The organism is Ditibartonella apihabitans (genome assembly GCF_002007485.1).
Classification (GTDB): domain Bacteria; phylum Pseudomonadota; class Alphaproteobacteria; order Rhizobiales; family Rhizobiaceae; genus Bartonella; species Bartonella apihabitans.
The window spans coordinates 1163549-1184772 of record NZ_CP015820.1 but is presented as its reverse complement, the minus strand read 5'-3'; the positions used below and the strand labels follow the sequence as shown (position 1 = coordinate 1184772).

Genomic DNA, 21224 nt, shown 5'->3' with positions numbered 1-21224 from the left:
AGGCGTGAAGCTATGCTTGATTACTTGAGAGATGGTCAGGAAATTTACAACCGGTCATTTGCAACAATACGCTCGGAAGCTGATCTCACCAATATACCGGCCGATCTCGAAAAGCTGGTTGTCAGGGTTATACACGCTTGCGGTATGACTGACATCGTGAAAGATATTGCATTTTCCGACGGCGCTGGCAGTATCGGCAGGAAGGCGCTCGCCGACGGTGCTACAATATTATGCGACGCCAAAATGGTTGCCGAAGGAATCACCCGAAAACGGTTACCGGCGAATAATCAGGTTATCTGTACACTCGCAGATAAATCTGTAGCGGAACACGCGAAAAAAATCGGAAACACGCGTTCAGCAGCAGCAGTCGAACTTTGGAAACCTTATATAAAAAACTCTGTTGTCGTCATTGGTAACGCACCGACAGCACTCTTTCACCTACTCAACCTCATTGAACAAGGTTTTGAAAAGCCTGAATTGATTATCGGCTGTCCGGTAGGATTTGTCGGCGCAAAAGAATCAAAACAGGCTTTGGCTAAAAACCAATTTTCCATACCCTATATTGTTGTTCACGGAAGACGGGGCGGTAGCGCAGTGGCAGCGGCTGCTATTAACGCTTTGGCGAGTGAACGCGAATGAACGGAAAACGAGCAAAGCTTATCGGTGTTGGCGTTGGCCCCGGCGATCCCGAACTTATAACGGTTAAAGGGATGAAAGCGATCCAGTCCGCCGACGTTATCGTTTATCACGAAACGGAAACGCATAACAGCAATGCGCTAAGAATTGCCAAGCGTTGGATTTCTGAAAAAGCACATTTACAGCCATTGACCTACCCCGTAACTGTGCAATCCGACAGCCGATCCGATCTTTATCGCGAAAAGTTAAATCAGTTTTATAACAACTCGTACCAAACGATTGATTTATATTTAAAAAATAACAAAACTGTTGTTATTTTGGCTGAAGGTGATCCGCTATTTTATAGCTCGTTTATGTATCTTTATGACCTTCTGGGAAAAAGCTACCCGACAGAAATCATTCCGGGCATTTCTTCAATATTCGGAGCTGCATCTGTTTTACAAGTGCCTTTGTGCTACCGCAATCAAAGCTTTACCATTTTGTCGGGCGTCTTGGAGAAACAGGCGCTTGTCGAAAAACTCCGCAATGGCGATGCATTTGCTATTATGAAAGTGGGAAGAAACCTGTCCAAAATAAAAGAGGCTTTGGAAATAACCGGCCTGACGGAACGCGCACTTTATATCGAACGAGCGACAATGGACGAGCAGAAAATCATTCCGATCCTTGAAGCCGATGGAGAAAAATCACCATATTTCTCACTTGTATTGATACCGGGTATAAAGCACAAAATTAAGACCTGACATAGGCAAAAAGGTTAATTATATTGTTTAATTATTCATCGCAAAATACTGATATTTTTATTTTTTCCGATTTATCGAAAGATCGGGCTACCGCTATTTCCAAGTTTTTAAAAAACGCAACTATATATGGAACAAGCCGTGTCGAAGGCACAGATATTACCATTGTCGATGACATAGCCAATTCAATTAAAGATGCTTTCCTATCCGGCCGTCCGATCGTTGCTTTGTGTGCTTGCGGTCTCATTGTCAGAATTCTTGCCCCGCTTTTGAAAGACAAATTCAGTGAACCTCCGGTTTTGTGTATTGCAGAAGATGGCTCTTCCGTTGTGCCATTATTGGGAGCGAATATCGGCGCGAATGATCTCGCTCATGACCTCGCAAAGCTTCTTGATAGTCATGCAGCAATTACCACCAGCGGATATTTGCGATTTGGTCTAAATCTTCTCACCCCTCCGGAAGACCTCGAACTTGTCAACAAAAACGACGCTGCAAGTTTTCTTTCTTCGCTTCTTGCCGGAGAAACCGTAGAGCTGGTGGGAACGCATCAGTGGTTTTCTACCGGTTCACTCCCATTCGCAACTGACGCTTCACTTAAGATCGTTATTGATGAGAACGGGAGTGATATAAAAGGCTCGTCTACCAAGCTCATTTATCGCAAGAGCAAAAAAAACGGGCTGCTTACAATTGTCGGACTGGGGCCTGGAAACAGCGAAAATATTACCTTTTCTGCTCGTAATGCTTTGGCAGAAGCAACCGATATTTTCGGCTATGATTATTATATAAAACTCGCATCTCCGTTTCTGGCGAAACAAACGCTCCATCCGAGCGATAACAGGCAAGAACTTTTAAGGGCAAAAGAAGCGTTGGACCTTGCCGCTACGGGCAAAAGAGTGGCTATGATTTCTTCGGGAGACCCCGGAATATTCGCCATGGCAGCCGCTGTTTTTGAAACTCTCGATGAAAACTATTCGCCGCTTTGGGACAATGTCGAAGTAAAAGTAGAAACGGGTATCACTGCCGCGCAATCTGCCGCAGCGCGTCTCGGAGCGCCATTGGGACACGATTTTGCGGTTATTTCATTATCTGACAATCTGAAACCGTGGAAAATCATCGAAAAGCGACTGGTTGCGGCAATAAAATCGGATATGGTGTTGGCACTTTATAACCCCGTATCACGCAACCGCCCGACGAAAATCGTTGATGTCTTGCGTATATTGAACCAACTTTGCCCTACTGACCGGATTGTTATGATAGGAACCGATATCGGACGCACTGGCGAACAGACCTTGATAACGACACTTGCCGACATGAACATCAGAGACATTACGAGTCGTTCTGTGGTTATCATCGGTTCAAGTCAAACACGCTGTTTTGAAAGGGCCGGCAAAGTGTGGAGCTATACCCCCCGTTCTTATCCGGATAGATAAAACCCAGATCACCCTTTTATTAATGGCTGTACCGCTATTAACGCTATGCCAGTCAATCTCTTAGTATAAGGATTGCCCTGAGGCTGCTGTCGCTTGTGTCCGTTTTTTAACACCGGTAGAGGTTGTCGATGTCGTTTTCTTAGGTGTCCTGACAACAGTGGTTTCTGTTGTATTTTGCGATAAAGCTTTGGTTCCCGCAGCCGCCTGAGCTTCCGCAGCTATCTGATCTGCACTTTTCGGAGATGTGTCAATCACCGATTTTACGACACCTCCTGCACTGACGGTGCAAACAGCATCACGTAAATCAACTTTGAGGATAACTTGTGTCGAGCCATCTCCGGGTTTGCGGGAATCAACCGCTTTGATAACGCGCGTAGGCAAAAAATACTTATTTGCCGCACTATTGATACATGCTTGTGCGAGATCAGGGGCTACGCTGCGTGTCGGAGCGGTAAATGAAGGAAATTTCGGTGCCGGATTGCTTGCAACAGCAGTTGTCAGAGAATTCGTCGCCGTTGTCTGGTTTTGTGTTGTAGTACATCCGGTAACGGAAAGTGCAAAACCTGCAACGATAAAGATGGATTTCGGAAATACGCTTGACATGCGGGCACCTCAGCTTAGCTCTTCGATGATGCTTATAAACACGATCGAACTTATAAAGCCCTTTAACGATTTTTTTCTCTTCCGTCATCATTAATATGTGAAATGACAGTCATCTCATCGTGAAGTGTGTCGGAAGTATCACAATGCCATCATCTGCGCAGTCCTTCTTCCATTCCCTGATAGTGCGTCCATTGACAATAAGAGCCTGCGCTATTTCGCATAAAGGGTATAAAACGAACGCTCTTTCAGTCATCAACGGGTGCGGTAATGTCAAGGTTTCCGACCGGTAATGAGGGATATTTTCATAAACAAGCAGGTCTATATCGAGAGTTCTTGGCCCCCATTTTATCTTTCTTTCCCGACCATATTTTTTCTCGATATGAAGACAGAATTGTAACAAATTTTCCGGATCAAAAATCGTCTCGATTTCACAGCAAATATTGACAAACCGGTTTTGGTCTATTTTGCCCCATGGGGGTGTCTGATAGAAGGATGAAACAGATATCAGATGGTTTTCCGAAGAGTGTTCGATATCGGCAAGAGCATATTTCAAAGTCGATGGAACATCCCCGATATTGCCCCCTAGCCCCAGCCAGGCTTTTTTGGGAGTATTATCGGAACTTCTTTTCTTATAAGCTAGTTGCATGCTACGCCTTCGACTCCGTCTACAACAGCCAATGCATCCTTATTCATGATCACATTATGTACTCTAAAAATGGAAAAACCTGCTTGTCTCAATAAAACGGAGGTTGCAGTCGTTGCTATATCGCGCATTTTCGCGTCTTGCTGACCGGTTAAAGTACCGAGGAAACGTTTTCTCGAGGTAGCAGCCAGTAACGGAAAACCGAACATATGAAGTTCCGACGCGCGGTTCAACAACACAAGATTATCATGAAAATTAAGGCCGAACCCGAATCCCGGGTCGAGTACAATAGCATCATCGGCAATACCGGACTTTTTGGCAAGCTCCAAAGATTTGTCAAAGAAGAATTTCTGATCTTCGATAATGTCTGTCAAAACGTCGCGGTCACGGGAATTGTGCATGATGACAACGCCCGCCCGCTCGGAAGCAATAATCTCGGCCATTTCGGGTTCCCGCTGCAACCCCCAAATATCGTTGATAATGTGTGCACCCGCTTTCAAGGCAATCTGGGCAGTTTCCGCGTGATATGTATCAATAGATAAAAACGCCCCCTCTTTTCCGGCCAATTTTTCGACAACCGGCAATACACGATTTTGTTCTTCTTTTATGGTGACGGTATCAAATCCCGGTCGGGTGGATTCGCCTCCGATATCAATAATGGAAGCGCCATCATCCATCATTTTTTGTCCAAAGCTAACGGCCTCTTGCAAAGAATTATGTTCCCCCCCATCTGAAAAGGAGTCCGGAGTCACGTTCAAGATGCCCATCAAAACAGACGACGGATGAAGTGAAATTGTTTTATTATGACCAATCGACCAGAAGTTTTTCATATTAATTTCCGCTTGCTTCAAGATTGTCTTATTTTGTAGACGCTTTTTTAGCATATTCATGTAAATGATCACACAAGTTTACTATTTTTAACGACAGAGATTAAAATGTTCAAAAAAACGATCAGTACTTTGGCTGCTACATGTTTTTTCTTGATACCGTTTTCTGGAACGGCCGATGCCGCCAGAATTTATAAAACTGTCAGCTATTACACCTTGTCAGGCACAACTCCTGCGCAACTCGATAAAGCCTTGGCACATAAGGGACCCTATATTAAAAGTACCGGAAGCCGCCATCCCGGAGCCACAACAATTTCATTTGATCCGCGATTGAAACTTGTTCAGGACGGTCGTTATTGCAAGGTCGCATCTGTAAGTGTTGATGTTCATGCAAAAATGTCTCTGCCTAGATGGAAACAACGTTCAACGACCAAATCGATAGAAATGGCACTTGTATGGGACACATTGTCGAGGGACATCCAGCGCCATGAAGAAAGTCACATTGTGATTGCCCGCTCCCATGCGACAAAAATAGAACGCTCGGTAAAAAGTCTTCCCTATAGATCGAATTGCAATCTGTTGAAGCAGGATATCGAAAAGACAACCTATAATATACTGCTCGACCATGAAAATGCCCAACGACAGTTTGATCGTGCAGAGGCAGTCAATTTTGATCACCGCTTTATAAATTTACTTGTCGGACGTTTGCAAAAACTCGAACAAGCAAAGCAATAATCATCAGCTTTGGCGTTCGGGAATGTAAACAACAAGTCCATCCAGACTTTCATCGAGAACAATTTGACAAGAAAGTCTGGAATTTTCACGTCTGTCATAAGCAAAATCCAACATATCATCTTCCATTATATTTGGCGCCCCTACCCTGCTCCGCCATTTTTCATCTATATAGACATGACATGTTGCACAGGAACATGCGCCACCACATTCGGCAATGATGCCGGGCACGTTATTTTCCAGTGCAGCTTCCATCAGAGTGAGGCCTGATGAGCTATCCACAGCAAATTGCTGGTTGTTTTCCTCACTTATGAACAAAATATGTACCAACTTACAATCGTCCTATATATTTGATTTATCATATTTTTTTTAGTTTTTTGAGACTCCCCCCGTGGCGCCGTTAACTTTATCTTAAAAGATTTCAAACTTTAGCCAAGAACGTATTCCTTTCTAATTCCTTAAAGGTTAGGATAAGCATGCTTTATTGAAAGTACCACCGTCTTTCAATGTGTATAGAGTAAAGAGGCTAAGATGGCACGTAGAACCAAGGCAGAAAAAATTGATGACGAAGTCGAAGAAGCACTCGAAGAGGCTTTGGACTTCAATTTCGATAATGCCACCACAAAAGAGAGTGCTGCCCAATCGACCAACGGCCTAATCGACCTGGATGATCTCGCCGAGCAAATAGCGCAAGCAACAGAAGAGCTTGCTGCTGAAAATGCTCCTTCGGCTCGTTTGAATGGCCAGAATAGCCCAACTGTTGATGAATCTGTGGCTGAAAGCCTGTTCGGCAAAAAGCCGGATCGCGAATCGACTGGCGGTACCGTGCATGACAGTCTGGTAACCAATCCACCGAAGCCTGCCAATGATGATCTCAATTTAATAAAGGTTTCCGGAAACTATACGGCAAAGCCATCACGTATTTATTGGAGCACCACTGCACTCAGTGCTCTGTGGGCGGCAGGCGGTGCATATGTTGCAAATTCATTGGCTCCTGCCGGCCTTGCAGCATTTGCCGCTACTCCTGTCGGACTTGCCGTTGCCGCCGGAACCGCTGTACCGATTTTAATGTTCTGGGGATTTGCGCAGCTTTCCAAACGATCCACTGAACTCCGCAATATTGCGGCTGCAGTAAGTGATGCTGCCTTACGCTTAGGTCGTCCGCAAGCAACAGAAGAACATGCCGTATCACTTGGTAAAACTATCCGTCAGGAAGTTTCTGCCATGAACGAAGGTATTGAACGGACTCTGTCACGGGCTGTGGAACTCGAAGCACTCATTCAGGGTGAAGTTCAAAACCTTGAACGTGCCTATACAGAAAATGAATCGCGTATTCATAATCTCATTAGCGAACTGAGCACCGAACGGGAGGCAATTCTCGGTCATGCCGATCGGGTGCAATCCACTATTCGCGGCACACAAAATGAATTGAGCAAAGAATTCGACGTCATCACGTCCAATATTTCGAACAATGTCGAGAATGTTACAAAAACTCTTACTCAAACACTCCAAAAACAGGGCGAAGAACTTGTTGCCAGATTGGCAGAGGTGGGTGACGGCGTAAGTGGCGAACTCGCTGAAAAATTCCGTCAGACTGCTGAAGAATTGCAAAGGCAGAATTCCGATCTTTATAACAATCTCGAACAGAGCGTTACTTCTGCTGCCGAACGGCTGGAAAATAATAGTGAGAAAATTTCCACAAGTTTCAATCAAGGAGCTGAGGAAGCAGAACAGCGCGCAGAAGCACTCAGTCAACGGATGCAAGCTGCTACCGAGCGGGCTTTATCCGATTTCAACGACAAAATTACAAAATTGGGTGACCATGCTTCTACTTTGTCCACACAATTCGACAATGTCGCCACAGAAGCGATTGCGGCGTTTGAAAAACGTCTTGCCGATGTCGACAGTTCACTGGGCGAACGTGGTAATTCAATCATCGCTGCCTTTATAAACCGTGCTCAAGAGCTCGAAGAAAACACTGAAAAGCTGGGTGGCGTTCTTGATGCAAGAGCAAATCAAATCAACGAAACTCTCAAGGCTCGTACTGTCGAAATTGCGAATGCATTTACCGCAGGTCGTAACGACTTCCTGTCAACATTTGATGACGGCAAAAAATTGCTTGCTGATGAAGTCAAAGGGCTTGATATCTCGCTTGGCGATATGCTCAAAAATCGTTCCGAAGAATTCAAATCACAGATAGCCGGAGGACGCGAACTCATAGCAGAAATGCTCGGGAGCGAAACCGACAAATTGGCTCAGACAGTGAAAGGTCAGATGGACGTACTTTCACAGCACGTCAGCAGTATTGAACAAGTTTTGGTAAAAAATGTCGAAACACTTGATCTGCACTCGCGCGAGCATGTTGAAGGCATTGAAAAACGTACCAACGCATTACAGGCTGCTATTGAAAAGAGTTTTGAAACAGCCAACGAACTTATTGATACACAAACCAAAAATATCGACACGAGAGCGGATGCTTTAAGAGATTCACTTACAGTCAACAGTTCCGCTCTGAACGAAGTCCTTGCCGATCAGGCACGTATTCTGGAAGAGCGCATTGATTATATCAAGGATGTCATTGCAAAAGGTGACGCTACATTCAACGATACAGTTGGCAGTCAGGTACTGAAAGTACAAGATTCGATCGCCAACAATAGCCAGGAATTGAAAACGGCGTTCGCGAATCATTTGGACACTCTTAAAAATCATACGCAATTGCTTGAAAAAGCGCTGAACGAATCAAACGATTCATTGTTAACGTCAATGGATAACCGCATCGGATCCATGAATGAGACATTGACCACCAATTCCAATATCGTCACCGAGCGCGCAAAAGAGTTACAGGATAACTTTACGAATACGCTAGGTGAAATATCGAAATCGTTCGAAGCGCAAAGCAACTTGTTAGAACAAAAATCTGACGAGCTTAAAAACGTGGTAGCCAAAAACAATGAAGGCATTAAAAACACGTTTTCCGAACAGACTGCGATTCTTGACAATCGTACCCAGACGATACAGACCGCACTGGAAACCGGCATACAGAACGTAAAAAGCTCGTTGGAAGGTTCAGCCCTGTCTTTTGCTAGCGACCTTCGCGACAGCATTACTTCTGCGTCAGAAACATTCACCGATGAAGCCAAAAAAGCATCCGAATTGATTACCCAATCGGGTGGTGAGCTGGTGACAAACCTGACATCCCAGACCGACAGAGCGCATTCGCTGCTAAACGAGACAAGCGATAAACTCGTTAACGGCCTGACAGAAGCAACTGACAGAGCGTCCGACATCCTTTCGTCTACCGGAGCCGGTTTGACAACATCTTTGGCCGAACAAACAGATAAAACCAAAACAATTCTTGAAGATTCAAATGCGTCTTTAAAGGATTCACTGAACGATATTGCTGACAAAGCATCTTCTTTGTTGTCGCAATCGGGCAATCAGGTTCTCTCTTCCTTCAATGAGGAAGCAACCAAACTTCAGTCTACCCTCACGAATATCAGCGATGGTATTTTGTCGACGCTGAATAATGAAACAAATAAGGTTCAAACCAAGATTGCCGATCTTGGTCAGGAATTTGTAACGTCTTTTGCCGATGTAGCTGTAAAGGCCGAAGGTGTCCTGTCTGCTTCCGGAAAACGGGCTGTTACAAACCTGACAGAACAATCCGAAACGGTTGGGAAAGCTCTTTCGGCTGCGGGTGACAACATTCTTTCATCTCTTGATGCAAAAATTAATGAAGCCACAACACGCTTCAATGAAGCTGGACAGACGTTGACAACATCTTTTGACGGTGAAATGGCGAAAGCCGAGGGAATTATCAATCAGCAGGCCGAACGTTTCAATTCGGTTATAGTCAGTTCAGCACAATCTATAGAACAATCATTAGCTGATCGTTCCAATTTCCTGAACGAAACGATGCAGCAATTGCAAACCAATATCGATTATCATTTGAATAGCATTGGCGAAAACGTCAATAATGTCGTTAGCGGAGCTTCCAGCAAGATTGCAGGTGATGTCGAACAACTGACAAATGTTGCCGAAAATCTCGGACAGGCTGCTCAACAGACGACCCAATCACTCGGTAGTCTGGCAGCCCAGTTCAATGATCAATTGAGCGCTGCAACACAAGAAGCCGAACAACGCATGCAAGCACAAAATGATGCCTTGATGAACGCCTTGGCACAACGCACCTCGGAAACACTTCAAGCGGTTTCCGGTGTCAAGGATGATTTCATCGGCAATGTTTCGGGAGTGTTGATGCAGATGGAGCAATCTGCACAGAATATCAGTGCCAATGCAAATAGCTTGATCTCGTCAATCCAGAATATTGACGGACAGTTCAATGAAGCGGCCAATAGTTTCTACCAGAACAGTAATCAGATTGCTGAAAATCTGAACAATTCTACCCAGATGTTGGGCAACAATGTTGAACTTCTGCAAGGTTTGTCTGGCAGCGCACTTGAACAAATAAATCAAATGTCTCAAAGCCTTGATCAACACGCAAATGTTCTCAATCAGGCTGTTCACATGCTTAATCAATCACAAAACTCGTTTAGCGGTACGATTGAAGAAAAGCAAAATGCATTGGCTCAATTAAGTGACGCATTGATGTCCAAATCGGAAGAAATCAATCAGGTCATTGCCCATTACGAGGAGGCTATCGGGTCGGCATTGAAAGAAACAGACCAGAGCACACGCGATTCAGCGTTCAGACTTCAACAGAGTTTGAACGAGATGGTTGTCGTCGCCTCGTCGAAATTTTCCAACGCTACCGATGAAATTCGTCGTGCGACAGAATCCATCAAGAGCGAGCTTGAAAAAACAAGCAATAATTTGAACACCACTATCCGTCAGCTACCGGCACAAACGAAGGAATCAGCAGAACAAATGCGTCATGCTGTTACCGATCAGATCAAAGCGTTGCAGGAATTGTCTCTGCTCATGCAGCAAAATGCGCAGAACAGCAATTTTTCACGGCCATCAACGTCGGCTACAAGCTTGAAAGCGGAAACCCCTGTTTTTGAAGACAGACCGCGTTCATCCACTTTGTTCAAACAGAATTTTACCGCAAATCCGTCGATGACACCAAAGCCAGCCACGGCGCCTGTAAAAGACGGTTGGGTATCAAATCTTTTGGCTCGAGCTTCTCGCGGAGATGAATCGGGTGTTGCAACTCTCACCAAAGTTGACCAACCGCGCCCTGCCGATCATGTGATTGAATCGCTAAATTCTCTATCCGTCGATATTGTCCGGGCAATTGACCATAATGCTGCGGTTCAACTCTGGGATCATTATCGTCGTGGACAGCGGAATATTTATACACAGAAGCTCTATACGCTGAATGGTCAGAAAACATTCGAAAAAATCCGCCAAAAATATCTGGTTGATAGCGACTTCCGCCGTTCGGTCAACCAATATATTGCAGATTTCGAAAAGCTGCTACGCGATGTCTCTCGGGAAACTGGCGACAGAGAAACAATAAGGAAATATCTCACTTCCGATACAGGCAAGGTTTATACAATGCTTGCCCATGCAAGCGGCCGTATCCAGTAATCTCATTGAAAGGGGAACATCAAGCTCCCCTTTTTCATATCTGTGGTCTGCGACTTCATTTCTCGCTATCCGTCTATCAAACTTGATTGACCTTGTCGGAGATTTGGCTCCGCACGATTGGCGTTCCGTCTGTCTCTGTTGCCTTATCTTTGCTGATTGTTCATTCCGTTCGTTTCCCTCGATTGAGGTTACAGACGTCTAAAACGGGGCATCCAAAGTGAGTTATCCTGTATAAAAGCGGCCATCAACACGTTAAATTTTTATCGTACTATCGCTATTTTCTTTGCTTTAATGTGGAAAATATCATTCGAACAGATCGGAATTGTACCGTGATTTCTCGACACATCATTAGCCTGAATGCTTTTGTCAATTGAAGCGGGTAAGGACAGGTTTACGTGATCGGATAACCGGAAGCCAATAAATTGGACAGAAACAAAAGTTTCAGAAAAAACAACCGAACAACCATTATGTGAAAGGGATCACCGTTTTAAAAAATGCTGTTTTTTTAATTGAGACCGTTTCAACTCGTCTCGACAAACAGTCCAAGAACAAACTGTTTCAACAAACAATCAAAGACGGGGATTTCATGTCTACCTGCCCTATCTTTGAAAGACAAATCAATTTTAAAATCATAAATTGTCGAAAAACCACCGGAAAACAATCAATCAAGCGACAAAGGCTCTGATTGAATAACTTGTTAATAGTTATACAATCCCTCCATAGAAAGGTGAAACATCCCCTATCTTTTTTGTTTTCCGAAAATCGGGAAAATTACGTTATATCGATTTTCAATATTTCATTTTTATTTTTAAAAATTGCTATCCGGTTAGCTTCGCAAAATTTATTACAAGATACGAAATTCTTAAACCGCACAAATTTCTTTGCTTTCCTGACAAGCCGTCTTTGAAAAAAAATAATATCGCTTCTGGCTTTCTATCGACTCATGAATTTCGGATTCTTCTCAAGCGACGTTACTAGAATTTCCGGAACTGTTATCTGCCTTGTTCGATTTAGCGGTTAACTGCCGATCAAGCACATAGCCGCTTTGTGGGTTTAAACCTAACGCGGCTGGTAGCTGTTTGGTGATTTTTGAAACTAACGAATGAAACAGCAATAATGAGAATATCAATAATGGTGCGGTCGTTACTCGCCCTTTTTGGTCAATGCATCGGTTAGTGACTTAAGTGTTCGATGGCGATAAAACAGGTTAAAGCCAAAAATTCTGCGAGAACCTCACCATTTATTTTGCCAATATTTTTTTCCGCACCGGTTCGGGGGTTGGCTATCTTTTTTGCTTAATCTTAACCCCATGATTGATCATCAAAATTCGCAGGTCTTCGCCATAAAGGCGGATGTTCTACACTTTTCAGATAGTCGAAATCGTCCAATTTATGATGTCCTTGGTCATTTTCTTAAAGGCATTATCCAAGGCTGCGGCATATTGATTATTATTTGTTCCTGAAACAGGTGCCTCGGTTTTGAAAACTCTGGACGCCGTTATATTGCCGTTTCTGTCATCCATAATTTTTACAGATATTTCCAGAGTGGCAGTGTTGTGTCCGTTAACAACATTGACATCAAATGAACGGATATCAGTCAGGATACGATAATTGATTGCCAAGCCATCACCCGGGCGTCCAACGCCACCAAAATGATTGCTATTGTCAAAGGCCTGAACAAGACGTGCCTGAACAAGATCAGGAAGACGATCGCTCCATTGTGCCCGTTTAAGGTAAGCGATGGAACCATTCTGCTTAATAACAATATCTTGTCCATCAAGCGCTTTAACAGCATCCGGTTTTTCAACAAGTATCTGTATTTTTTGATGTTTCGGCGTTCCGGCTACAGCAACATCGTTGATAGAAAGATCATAAGTATCACGCGCGGGCGCTCCACATGCTGAAAGAAGAGAAGCCGTCAACAGAAATCCCAAAGGATAGCTGAGAATCCGTTTGACGTGTTTCGTTTCTATTATCATCGACGTGTTCTCCCGTCATATTGTGGCACAGTACCCGAACCTCCGAACAATATCCGTTGGGGATCACGCTCCAGATCGGATATTGCCTTTTCAATACGGTCAACCGAGCGGCGGCTATCACTAACAAGCGCCTCGACATTTCTCAAACCCTGCCCCGAAAATCTTTCAAGATTATTGGCAATCGGCCCGATATGCTCATTTATCGTGTCGGCAGCTTTCTGAATAGAAGCTAAAGTTTGCTGGGCTTGTACAATGACGCTGTTCCGGTTGTCGGGTGAAAGCATGTTGTCAAGCTTTGCCATTATAGAATCTGCTTTTTCCGAAGCCGTATTAAGCCGTGACATCATTTGTCTGGTATCATCAAGAATTTTCTGCACATTATCGGTGTTTTTGTTCAACGTATCCGAAAAATTGCGGGCATTTTTAATCGTTTCCGTGAGCGGTTCACGGGAATCTTTCATAAATTGCTCCATCTCGCCCAGAGTGGAATTGGCGCGAGCAAATATATCTTGCGCTGTCGCCAACAGATTGTTGAATGTCGACGGATCCGCATCGATACGAGCGACTGTATCTTCCTTTTTGGCCTCTTGCAAAAGGTTAGGTTCTTTCAGGCTCCCCCCTTTTAGTTCAATAAAAGCAAGACCGGTTAATCCTTGAAAGCCTAAAGTTGCGACTGTGGAGCGCGTTATAGGAGTGGTACCATTAATTTCGGTTTTCGCTATAACCATATTCGGATTGGTATCATCAAGCACCAGCCTGCGTACTGTACCAACGCGAATGCCGTTGAAAAAAACCTGACTGCTTTCACCAAGCCCCGTTACCGAACCGGGAATACGCACATCCAAAGGTTCGAGCTGATGCGAATCACCCATTCTGGCTATGAAATAAACGATCATAAAAGCAGCGATAAGTGTCACCACAGTGAAGATACCGACTGTCACATAATCTGCTCTGGTTTCCATCTTACTCTGCCGTCTCTTTTATATCAGTTTTCGGGTGTCGATCACGAGGAACAATCTGTCTTGCGCGTTTGCCGCGAAAATACGATTGAACCCACGGATCGTCAAACTTCAACATTTCCTCAATAGTCCCCTCAACCATAACCTTTTTATGACCGAGAACTGCTATTCTGTCACAAACAGCATAAAGGCTATCAAGGTCGTGTGTTACCATATATACAGTTAATCCCATAGTGTCGCGTAAATCTTCAATCAAAAGATCAAAATCTGCCGCGCCAATCGGATCAAGACCGGATGTCGGTTCGTCCAGAAAAACAATATGGGGATCAAGCGCCAATGCACGAGCGAGAGCCGCACGTTTAATCATGCCGCCGGAAAGCTCGGAAGGATATTTTTCCGCCGTATCGGCTTCTAGTCCGACCAACGAGATTTTAAGCCGCGCAAGTTCGTCCATCAATTTTGGCGACAAATCGAGATATTCCCGCATCGGGACCTGAATGTTTTCCAGAACATTCAATGCTGAAAAAAGCGCACCGTGCTGGAATAATACGCCCATTCGCATATCAATCTCGACCTTTTCCTGATCCGAAATTTCATCAATGTCCTGTCCCAGTATTTTTATATGGCCTGATACTTTTTTATTCAGTCCCAGAATGGTTCTCATAAGAACTGATTTTCCGGCGCCCGATGGACCAATAAAACCCAGAATTTCCCCGCGATGAATATCCAAATTCAATCCATCAAGAACTTTTTTGCTGCCAAATTGGACTGTAACATCACGAACCGAGATGATTTCATCGGTTGTCAGATCCAATGTCGAGTGGTTTCGTTTGGCTTTTCTCACCTTGAAAACCTCTTAAAAGTTGATTGCAGCATAGAAGATGGCAAAAAAGCCATCAATAACAATGACAACGAAAATCGATTTAACAACCGAACTTGTCACCCGTTGCCCTAGTGACTCGGCGCTTCCTCCAACCTTCATCCCTTCGACAGATGCGATGATGCCAATGATCAATGCCATAAAAGGTGCTTTGATAAGTCCTGCAAAATAGGTTGTCGTATAAACAGCATCGTTCAAACGCGTTATAAAAGCCTCATATGAAATATTCGAATAGAGATTGGCAACCACGCCAGCACCCACCAGCGCAGCGAGATCGGAAATAACGGTCAGAAGTGGTAAAATAATTGCCAAAGCCACAAGACGCGGAAAAATCAGGACACCGATCGGATTTAGTCCCATAACTTTCAATGCGTCCGTCTCTTCACGCATTTTCATGGATCCTATCTCGGCAGTTATCGCACTTCCAGAACGTCCGGCAATCATAATGGCTGTCAAAAGAACACCGAGCTCGCGAAAAACCAGAATCCCGACGAGATCGACGACAAAGATTTCAGCTCCGAAAAGACGTAACTGGAATGCCCCTTGTTGGGCGATAATCGCACCAACGATAAAAGACATAAGAACGATGATAGGAACAGCACCAACACCCATTCGATCTATTTGCGTCACCACTGCCGGAAGACTTACGCCAGATCCACGACCTTTTTTCATTTGCGAGCCACGAATTGTCGCTCCCAAAATATCCATAGCGAGTAAAAATCGTGATAACTATTTATTACCCTTTCACCCAGTGTCGAAAAAAAACGGATATAGGCCGGCAGTTTCGGCTCGTTGAGCGTGTCATCTTTATTTGAAAAACTCTTCCCCACTGTAATAAGCAGCGAATGCCAGGATTGTTTTGTACCGGTAAGTTCGACAGCAATGTTGCGTTTTTTGAGTTTTACATAAAGCCGCTCGAGGACCCAGGCTCCGGCAGTGTCAAGAGATTGCAGTCCCGAAGCATCCAGAACCGCTTTTTGGCAATCAACATTTTCCAGCTCACGTAAATCGTCGTCAATAAGATAGACAGTGTGGGTCGTCCAATAGCCATGGCACAAGACAGACAAAACACCATCGCGGAGCTCATGTTCCACAATTGCCGGTTTTTTGTCTGCCTTTTCCTTCGCGTTTATGCGATCAGTCATTCAACCCGTCCATTACCCCGTTGAAACGTCGATTCCTCTCAATACAATTTTAAGTATCATTCAGAAAGATTAATGTGCCATTAACTATAAAAATTTTGATTATAACACATTCGTGTAAGGAAGGAGCTTTCGTGGATCATGACAGGTGCGTGTCCTTAGACTATAGTTGAAAAAGATGAAACGAAAGCATAACATTCGTCTGAAAAGACGAGATGAGTATTGAATTTCATCTCTTTATCAAGTTTTTTCTGAATGAAAGTATAATATGGATTTGGGTATAAGCGGGCGGAAAGCAATCATATGTGCTTCAAGCAAAGGACTCGGAAAAGCATGTGCTATAGCTTTGGCAAATGAAGGATGCGACGTTATAATCAATGGCCGACATGCGGATAGTCTTCATAAAGCAGCACAAGAAATCAAAGCACTTACCCAGAAAACCGTGATAGAGGTCGTTGGCGACGTTTCAACATCCGAGGGGCAGCATTTATTGCTAGAACAATGCCCTGAACCGGATATTCTCGTTACCAATAATCACGGCCCGCAATTTCGTGATTTCAGAGAGCTCGACCGCAATAAAATTGTCGATGGCGTCATTCAGAATATGATAACGCCAATCGAACTTATCAAAGCAGTGATTGACAAAATGGTCCAAAAAAAATTCGGCCGCATTGTCAATATAACGTCTACATCCGTCTACGCTCCGATAGCAGGACTTGATCTGTCATCGGGTGCACGGGCTGGCCTCACATCGTTTCTCGCAGGCATTGCCCGAACGGTTGTTTGCGATAACGTAACAATTAACAATCTTTTGCCCGGTCCATTTCTGACTGACCGGCTAAAACAAAGCTTTGATGCTGCTTCCGGTGAGACCGGAATATCCGCTGACACGATCATGAAAGAAAGACAATCACAAAATCCGGCAAAACGATTTGGCAATCCTGAAGAATTCGGACAGGCTTGCGCTTTTTTATGCTCGGAAAAATCCGGTTTTATAACCGGGCAGAATTTAATCATTGATGGCGGCTCTTATTTGAGCGCCTTTTGAAATTTGGAAGAGCAATATGGTACAGAAAAACAAATCTCCTCGTCAGAAAGAACTCGAAGAAGCTGCACTTTTTTATCACCGTTATCCGAACCCCGGAAAGCTGGAAATACATCCGACAACTCCGCTTGGAAACCAGCGCGATCTTGCACTGGCCTATTCTCCAGGCGTTGCTGCTCCTTGCGAGGCAATCCACGACGATCCGAAAACGGCTGCAGAATACACTTCACGAGCAAATCTCGTTGCGGTTGTTTCGAATGGTACTGCGGTTCTCGGTCTTGGAAATATTGGCCCGCTTGCTGCCAAACCGGTTATGGAAGGAAAGGCCGTCCTCTTTAAAAAATTCGCGAATATTGACGTTTTTGACATCGAAATAAAAGCAAATGACATTCCGCATATTGTCGAAACTGTCGCTGCTTTGGAGCCGACATTTGGCGGCATCAATCTTGAAGATATCAAAGCACCTGAATGTTTCGAAGTCGAAGAACAGCTCAGGGCACGGATGAATATTCCGGTATTTCACGACGACCAGCATGGGACAGCCATTATCGTTGGTGCAGCTGTTATCAATGGCCTCGAACTTGCTCACAAAAAATCGAGGATGTAAAATTGTCGCTTCCGGAGCAGGTGCGGCAGCCCTAGCCTGCCTCAATCTTTTGGTTCGACTCGGTGCAAAGAAAGAGAATATCTGGGTCAGCGACCTTGAAGGTGTTGTTTATGAGGGACGCGAAGCGCTGATGGATCGCTGGAAAAGTGTCTACGCGCAAAAGACAGATGCCCGCAAACTCGATGACATCATTGAAAATGCCGACATATTCCTCGGGGTTTCGGCAGGAAATGTCCTGAAGCCGGAAATGGTCGCCAAAATGGCCAAGACGCCACTCATTCTGGCTCTTGCCAATCCGACGCCGGAAATTATGCCTGAGGATGCCAGAAAAGTGCGTCCCGATGCGATGATTTGCACCGGTCGTTCCGATTATCCCAATCAGGTTAATAATGTTCTTTGTTTTCCGTATATTTTCCGTGGCGCACTTGATGTCGGAGCAACGGCAATCAACGAGGAGATGAAAGCAGCAGCTGTTTACGCTATTGCTGCACTAGCCAAGGAAGAACCTTCCGATGTTGCTGCCCGCGCCTATTCGGGTGAGGCTCTCAGCTTTGGACCAAATTACCTCATTCCCTCCCCATTTGATCCACGGCTTATTTTGCGCATTGCGCCGGCAGTTGCAAAAGCGGCAATGGAATCAGGCGTGGCGACAAGACCGATCAAAGATATGAACGCTTATCTTGATCGATTGAACCGGTTTGTTTTCCGTTCCGGACTTATCATGAAACCGGTTTTTGCCGCCGCAAAAATTGCTGAACGTAAACGCGTTATCTATGCAGACGGTGAAGACGAAAGAGTTTTGCGTGCAGCTCAAATAGTTCTCGAAGACCAGACAGCCACACCAATTCTGATCGGCAGACCGGACGTGGTCGAGACCAGACTGAAACGTTTCGGTTTGAGAATTCGTCCGGGCAAGGATTTCGAACTCATCAATCCGCAAAATGACCCCCGTTATCGTGATTATGTCGATCTGTTTCTTCATTACACCGGTCGGCGTGGTGTAACACCGGAAGCCGCAAAAACAATCGTTCGAACATCAACAACAGCAATTGCAGCTCTTGCCGTCATGCGTAACGAGGCAGATGCCATGATCTGCGGGCTTGGTGGCCGTTTTGGAAGGAATCTTCAACTTGTCGATCAAATCATAGGTCTCGGAAATAATATCGGCCAATTTTCGGCTTTGAGCCTGTTGATATCACAGCGTGGAACACTCTTCCTCACCGACACTTACGTAAACACCGATCCAAGTGCAGAACAGATAGTGGAAATGGCAGCCCTCGCTGCCGAAGAGGTTCGTGGTTTCGGTATCGAGCCGAAAGTTGCGCTTCTTTCTCATTCGAACTTCGGCTCTAAAGATACCGAATCCGCCAGAAAGATGCGCAAAGCTTCCGAGCTTCTTGCCGAGCGTTATCCCGAGCTTGAATCAGATGGTGAAATGCATGGAGATGCGGCTCTTTCACAAATTTTACGTGATCGCGTTTTCCCCGGATCGCGTTTAAAAGGAGAAGCAAATCTGCTTGTGTTCCCTAATCTTGATGCTGCCAATATCACTCTTAATGTTGTAAAAAATCTGACAGATGCGTTACATGTCGGTCCTATATTGTTGGGTACAGCAAGACCCGCTCATATTTTAACACCATCCGTTACCTCTCGTGGTGTCGTCAATATGACAGCTCTTGCCGTCCTTGAAGCCAATACGAAAGGGAATCAAAAACAACTCAATAAGGGATAAAGTCGTAAAATTTGCTTTCCATTTTACTTTTTGACTGTTATTCCGCCTCTATCTCCATAAAAAAGCCGAAATAGAACCGGCTTTATAGTGGAAGAGGCGGAATATTGTTTCCGGGAAGCAATAAGAAATGTTAATTCTGCTTTAAGTCTTTTTTTAATTGAGAAAGACGCTAGATAGAATCGCTGAAAGGCTGCTTGACGGCCGTAACTAGTAAAAGGAATTGCACATTGTCCTCTACGTTTGACAAAGTTGCCGATATCATCGCTGAAACAAGCGAGATCGATCGCAATACAATCACACCGGAAAGCCATACGATTGACGATCTCGGTATTGATAGTCTGGACTTTCTGGATATTGTTTTTGCCATAGACAAAGCTTTCGGTATCAAAATACCGCTAGAGCAATGGACACAGGAAGTTAATGAAGGCAAAGTAGGAACAGATGAATATTTTGTTTTGAAAAATCTTTGCGCCAAAATTGACGAACTTGTTGCAGCTAAAAACGCCGGATAATCCTGTATAATGCAAAAAAACCATTCTGTTGTCATCACCGGTATAGGTTTAATCAGCTCTTTGGGAGAAGGTGTTGAAAAACATTGGGAGATGCTGAACGCGTCTTCCCTCTCCCCGCGAATTGATAGTGAAAGCTTTTCGCCTTATACCGTTCACGCTCTCGGGGACGTTGACTGGAGTAAGCAAATTCCCAAGCGGAGTGATCAAAGACAGATGGAAACCTGGCAAAGATTGGGTACATATGCGGCCGGTCTTGCCTTGGACGATGCGGGTGTCAAAGGTGATCTTTCAATCACTTCAACCATGGATATGATCGTTGGTGCCGGTGGAGGCGAACGCGATGTCAATGTTGATGTCGAGATACTCAACAAAGGTCGCACAACAACAGATCGTGGTGTGATGCTCAATGCAACTCTGTCAACCGAGTTGCGTCCAACTCTTTTTCTTGCACAGCTTTCAAATCTATTGGCAGGCAATATTTCGATCGTTCACAAGGTTATAGGCTCCTCACGCAGCTTTATGGGTGAAGAAGGAAGTGGCCTTGCTGCCTTGATGGTTGCAATTGCGCGTATCAGATCAGGCCAAAGCACTCATGCCCTTGTTGGCGGCTCATATAATGCCCAGCACTATGATATGTTGTTGGGGCAAGAATTGGGGCAATTGTTGAAGCGGGATGGTTGGTCGCCTGTATGGCAGCGTGAGAATTGTCTGGGTGGCGGCCTTGTAACAGGCTCCGGCGGCGTTTTTCTTGTACTGGAAAGTGCCGAATATGCAAAAAAACGAGGTGCCAATATCTATGCAGTCATTTCGGATTTCGTAGCCGATCAAACCAATCGAAAGAAGATACCGATTGAGAAAACACTGGATACAATTCTGGAGCGTGTCAAAGGAAACGCTCTTCTCGGACAAAATGATCTCATCATATCAGGCGCTTCCGGCGTTAAAGGCATAACCGGAGCCGAGAAGACATTATGGGACAAGAACAAGCTTGCCTATCGAGGTATCTCGACTTTGTTCGGCCATTGGCGTGAAGCGCAATTTCCTCTCGCACTGGCTCTCGGCGCCATGGCTATGAAGAAAAAACAAAGCTTCAAAGCATTAAGTGATGATGAACAACCATTCGATGGCAATCTTGAGAGCGTTATCGTTTCTACCGTTGGCGCAACAAGAGCCGAAGGCATGGCAAGACTTATAGCTGGCTAAAGGAT

General features: G+C 44.8%; 15 protein-coding genes and 2 pseudogenes. 9 read left to right on the top strand and 8 right to left on the bottom strand.

What is annotated here, in order from left to right; all coding sequences use genetic code 11:
- Positions 1-12: 12 nt before the first annotated feature.
- From BBC0178_RS05340 to cobJ, 3 genes are read left to right on the top strand one after another with little or no spacing between them, the layout of a single operon-like run.
- Positions 13-639: a precorrin-8X methylmutase gene (locus BBC0178_RS05340; protein WP_078039458.1), complete on the top strand. Its 627-nt coding sequence runs from the start codon at positions 13-15 to the stop codon at positions 637-639.
- Positions 636-1376 carry a precorrin-2 C(20)-methyltransferase gene (locus BBC0178_RS05335; RefSeq protein ID WP_078039457.1) on the top strand — a complete coding sequence of 247 codons (741 nt, stop codon included), beginning with the start codon at positions 636-638 and terminating at the stop codon, positions 1374-1376. Before BBC0178_RS05340 ends, BBC0178_RS05335 begins: the two co-directional genes overlap by 4 nt.
- Before the next feature lie 23 nt (positions 1377-1399).
- A complete protein-coding gene (cobJ, locus tag BBC0178_RS05330) occupies positions 1400-2803 on the top strand; it encodes a precorrin-3B C(17)-methyltransferase (RefSeq protein WP_078039456.1) in 1404 nt (467 codons plus the stop codon).
- Positions 2804-2863: 60 nt separating this feature from the next.
- Here cobJ and BBC0178_RS11960 read toward each other — a convergent pair whose 3' ends face one another.
- The 3 genes from BBC0178_RS11960 to folP all read right to left on the bottom strand — a co-directional run bounded on the left by BBC0178_RS11960 (position 2864) and on the right by folP (position 4879).
- Positions 2864-3406, bottom strand: a complete 543-nt coding sequence (locus BBC0178_RS11960) for a hypothetical protein (protein ID WP_149867422.1) — start codon at positions 3404-3406, stop codon at positions 2864-2866.
- A 109-nt stretch (positions 3407-3515) separates the two neighbouring features.
- Complete coding sequence (gene folK, locus BBC0178_RS05320) at positions 3516-4052, bottom strand: 2-amino-4-hydroxy-6-hydroxymethyldihydropteridine diphosphokinase (protein WP_078039455.1); 537 nt, start codon at positions 4050-4052, stop codon at positions 3516-3518.
- Positions 4043-4879, bottom strand: coding sequence for a dihydropteroate synthase (gene folP, locus BBC0178_RS05315; protein WP_078040375.1), 837 nt, complete (start codon positions 4877-4879; stop codon positions 4043-4045). The genes folK and folP overlap by 10 nt, the downstream gene beginning before the upstream one ends.
- Before the next feature lie 105 nt (positions 4880-4984).
- Between folP and BBC0178_RS05310 the strand changes: the two genes are divergently transcribed.
- Positions 4985-5611 carry a DUF922 domain-containing Zn-dependent protease gene (locus tag BBC0178_RS05310; protein ID WP_078039454.1) on the top strand — a complete coding sequence of 209 codons (627 nt, stop codon included), beginning with the start codon at positions 4985-4987 and terminating at the stop codon, positions 5609-5611.
- Between the two features lie 3 nt (positions 5612-5614).
- Here BBC0178_RS05310 and BBC0178_RS05305 read toward each other — a convergent pair whose 3' ends face one another.
- A complete protein-coding gene (locus BBC0178_RS05305) occupies positions 5615-5929 on the bottom strand; it encodes a 2Fe-2S iron-sulfur cluster-binding protein (protein ID WP_269466425.1) in 315 nt (104 codons plus the stop codon).
- Positions 5930-6139: 210 nt separating this feature from the next.
- Here BBC0178_RS05305 and BBC0178_RS05300 point away from each other — a divergent pair, with 210 nt between their 5' ends.
- Positions 6140-11161 carry an apolipoprotein A-IV repeat region-like domain-containing protein gene (locus tag BBC0178_RS05300; RefSeq protein WP_078039453.1) on the top strand — a complete coding sequence of 1674 codons (5022 nt, stop codon included), beginning with the start codon at positions 6140-6142 and terminating at the stop codon, positions 11159-11161.
- 1366 nt (positions 11162-12527) lie between these two features.
- Here the strand turns inward: BBC0178_RS05300 and BBC0178_RS05290 are convergent.
- The 4 genes and pseudogenes from BBC0178_RS05290 to BBC0178_RS05275 all read right to left on the bottom strand — a co-directional run bounded on the left by BBC0178_RS05290 (position 12528) and on the right by BBC0178_RS05275 (position 16123).
- Positions 12528-13139, bottom strand: coding sequence for an ABC-type transport auxiliary lipoprotein family protein (locus tag BBC0178_RS05290; protein WP_078039451.1), 612 nt, complete (start codon positions 13137-13139; stop codon positions 12528-12530).
- Entirely contained in the window at positions 13136-14101 is a 966-nt protein-coding gene (locus BBC0178_RS05285) for an MlaD family protein (protein ID WP_077971287.1), read from the bottom strand. Before BBC0178_RS05285 ends, BBC0178_RS05290 begins: the two co-directional genes overlap by 4 nt.
- Before the next feature lies 1 nt (position 14102).
- On the bottom strand, positions 14103-14942 hold the full coding sequence (locus tag BBC0178_RS05280; protein WP_077971285.1) for an ABC transporter ATP-binding protein: 840 nt from the start codon (positions 14940-14942) through the stop codon (positions 14103-14105).
- Between the two features lie 12 nt (positions 14943-14954).
- A pseudogene (locus tag BBC0178_RS05275) lies at positions 14955-16123 on the bottom strand (MlaE family lipid ABC transporter permease subunit).
- Positions 16124-16388: 265 nt separating this feature from the next.
- On the opposite strand from BBC0178_RS05275, the gene BBC0178_RS05270 reads away from it, so the two are divergent.
- From BBC0178_RS05270 to BBC0178_RS05255, 4 genes and pseudogenes are all read left to right on the top strand, one after another.
- A complete protein-coding gene (locus tag BBC0178_RS05270) occupies positions 16389-17168 on the top strand; it encodes an SDR family oxidoreductase (RefSeq protein WP_078039450.1) in 780 nt (259 codons plus the stop codon).
- A 16-nt stretch (positions 17169-17184) separates the two neighbouring features.
- Positions 17185-19504 (top strand): annotated as a pseudogene (locus BBC0178_RS05265) (NADP-dependent malic enzyme).
- A 227-nt stretch (positions 19505-19731) separates the two neighbouring features.
- A complete protein-coding gene (locus tag BBC0178_RS05260; protein ID WP_077971280.1) occupies positions 19732-20016 on the top strand; it encodes an acyl carrier protein in 285 nt (94 codons plus the stop codon).
- Between the two features lie 9 nt (positions 20017-20025).
- The gene (locus BBC0178_RS05255; RefSeq protein ID WP_078039449.1) at positions 20026-21219 is read left to right on the top strand and encodes a beta-ketoacyl-ACP synthase; all 1194 of its coding nucleotides are present in this window, start codon (positions 20026-20028) and stop codon (positions 21217-21219) included.
- Positions 21220-21224 lie beyond the last annotated feature (5 nt).

What these genes read in the sequence shown, in the direction of transcription:
- BBC0178_RS05340 (WP_078039458.1), top strand. Translation starts at nt 13, where the DNA reads ATGCTTGATTACTTGAGAGATGGTCAGGAAATTTACAACCGGTCATTT.
- BBC0178_RS05335 (WP_078039457.1), top strand. Translation starts at nt 636, where the DNA reads ATGAACGGAAAACGAGCAAAGCTTATCGGTGTTGGCGTTGGCCCCGGC.
- BBC0178_RS11960 (WP_149867422.1), bottom strand. Translation starts at nt 3,406, where the DNA reads ATGTCAAGCGTATTTCCGAAATCCATCTTTATCGTTGCAGGTTTTGCA.
- folK (WP_078039455.1), bottom strand. Translation starts at nt 4,052, where the DNA reads ATGCAACTAGCTTATAAGAAAAGAAGTTCCGATAATACTCCCAAAAAA.
- folP (WP_078040375.1), bottom strand. Translation starts at nt 4,879, where the DNA reads ATGAAAAACTTCTGGTCGATTGGTCATAATAAAACAATTTCACTTCAT.
- BBC0178_RS05310 (WP_078039454.1), top strand. Translation starts at nt 4,985, where the DNA reads ATGTTCAAAAAAACGATCAGTACTTTGGCTGCTACATGTTTTTTCTTG.
- BBC0178_RS05300 (WP_078039453.1), top strand. Translation starts at nt 6,140, where the DNA reads ATGGCACGTAGAACCAAGGCAGAAAAAATTGATGACGAAGTCGAAGAA.
- BBC0178_RS05290 (WP_078039451.1), bottom strand. Translation starts at nt 13,139, where the DNA reads ATGATAATAGAAACGAAACACGTCAAACGGATTCTCAGCTATCCTTTG.
- BBC0178_RS05285 (WP_077971287.1), bottom strand. Translation starts at nt 14,101, where the DNA reads ATGGAAACCAGAGCAGATTATGTGACAGTCGGTATCTTCACTGTGGTG.
- BBC0178_RS05270 (WP_078039450.1), top strand. Translation starts at nt 16,389, where the DNA reads ATGGATTTGGGTATAAGCGGGCGGAAAGCAATCATATGTGCTTCAAGC.
- BBC0178_RS05255 (WP_078039449.1), top strand. Translation starts at nt 20,026, where the DNA reads ATGCAAAAAAACCATTCTGTTGTCATCACCGGTATAGGTTTAATCAGC.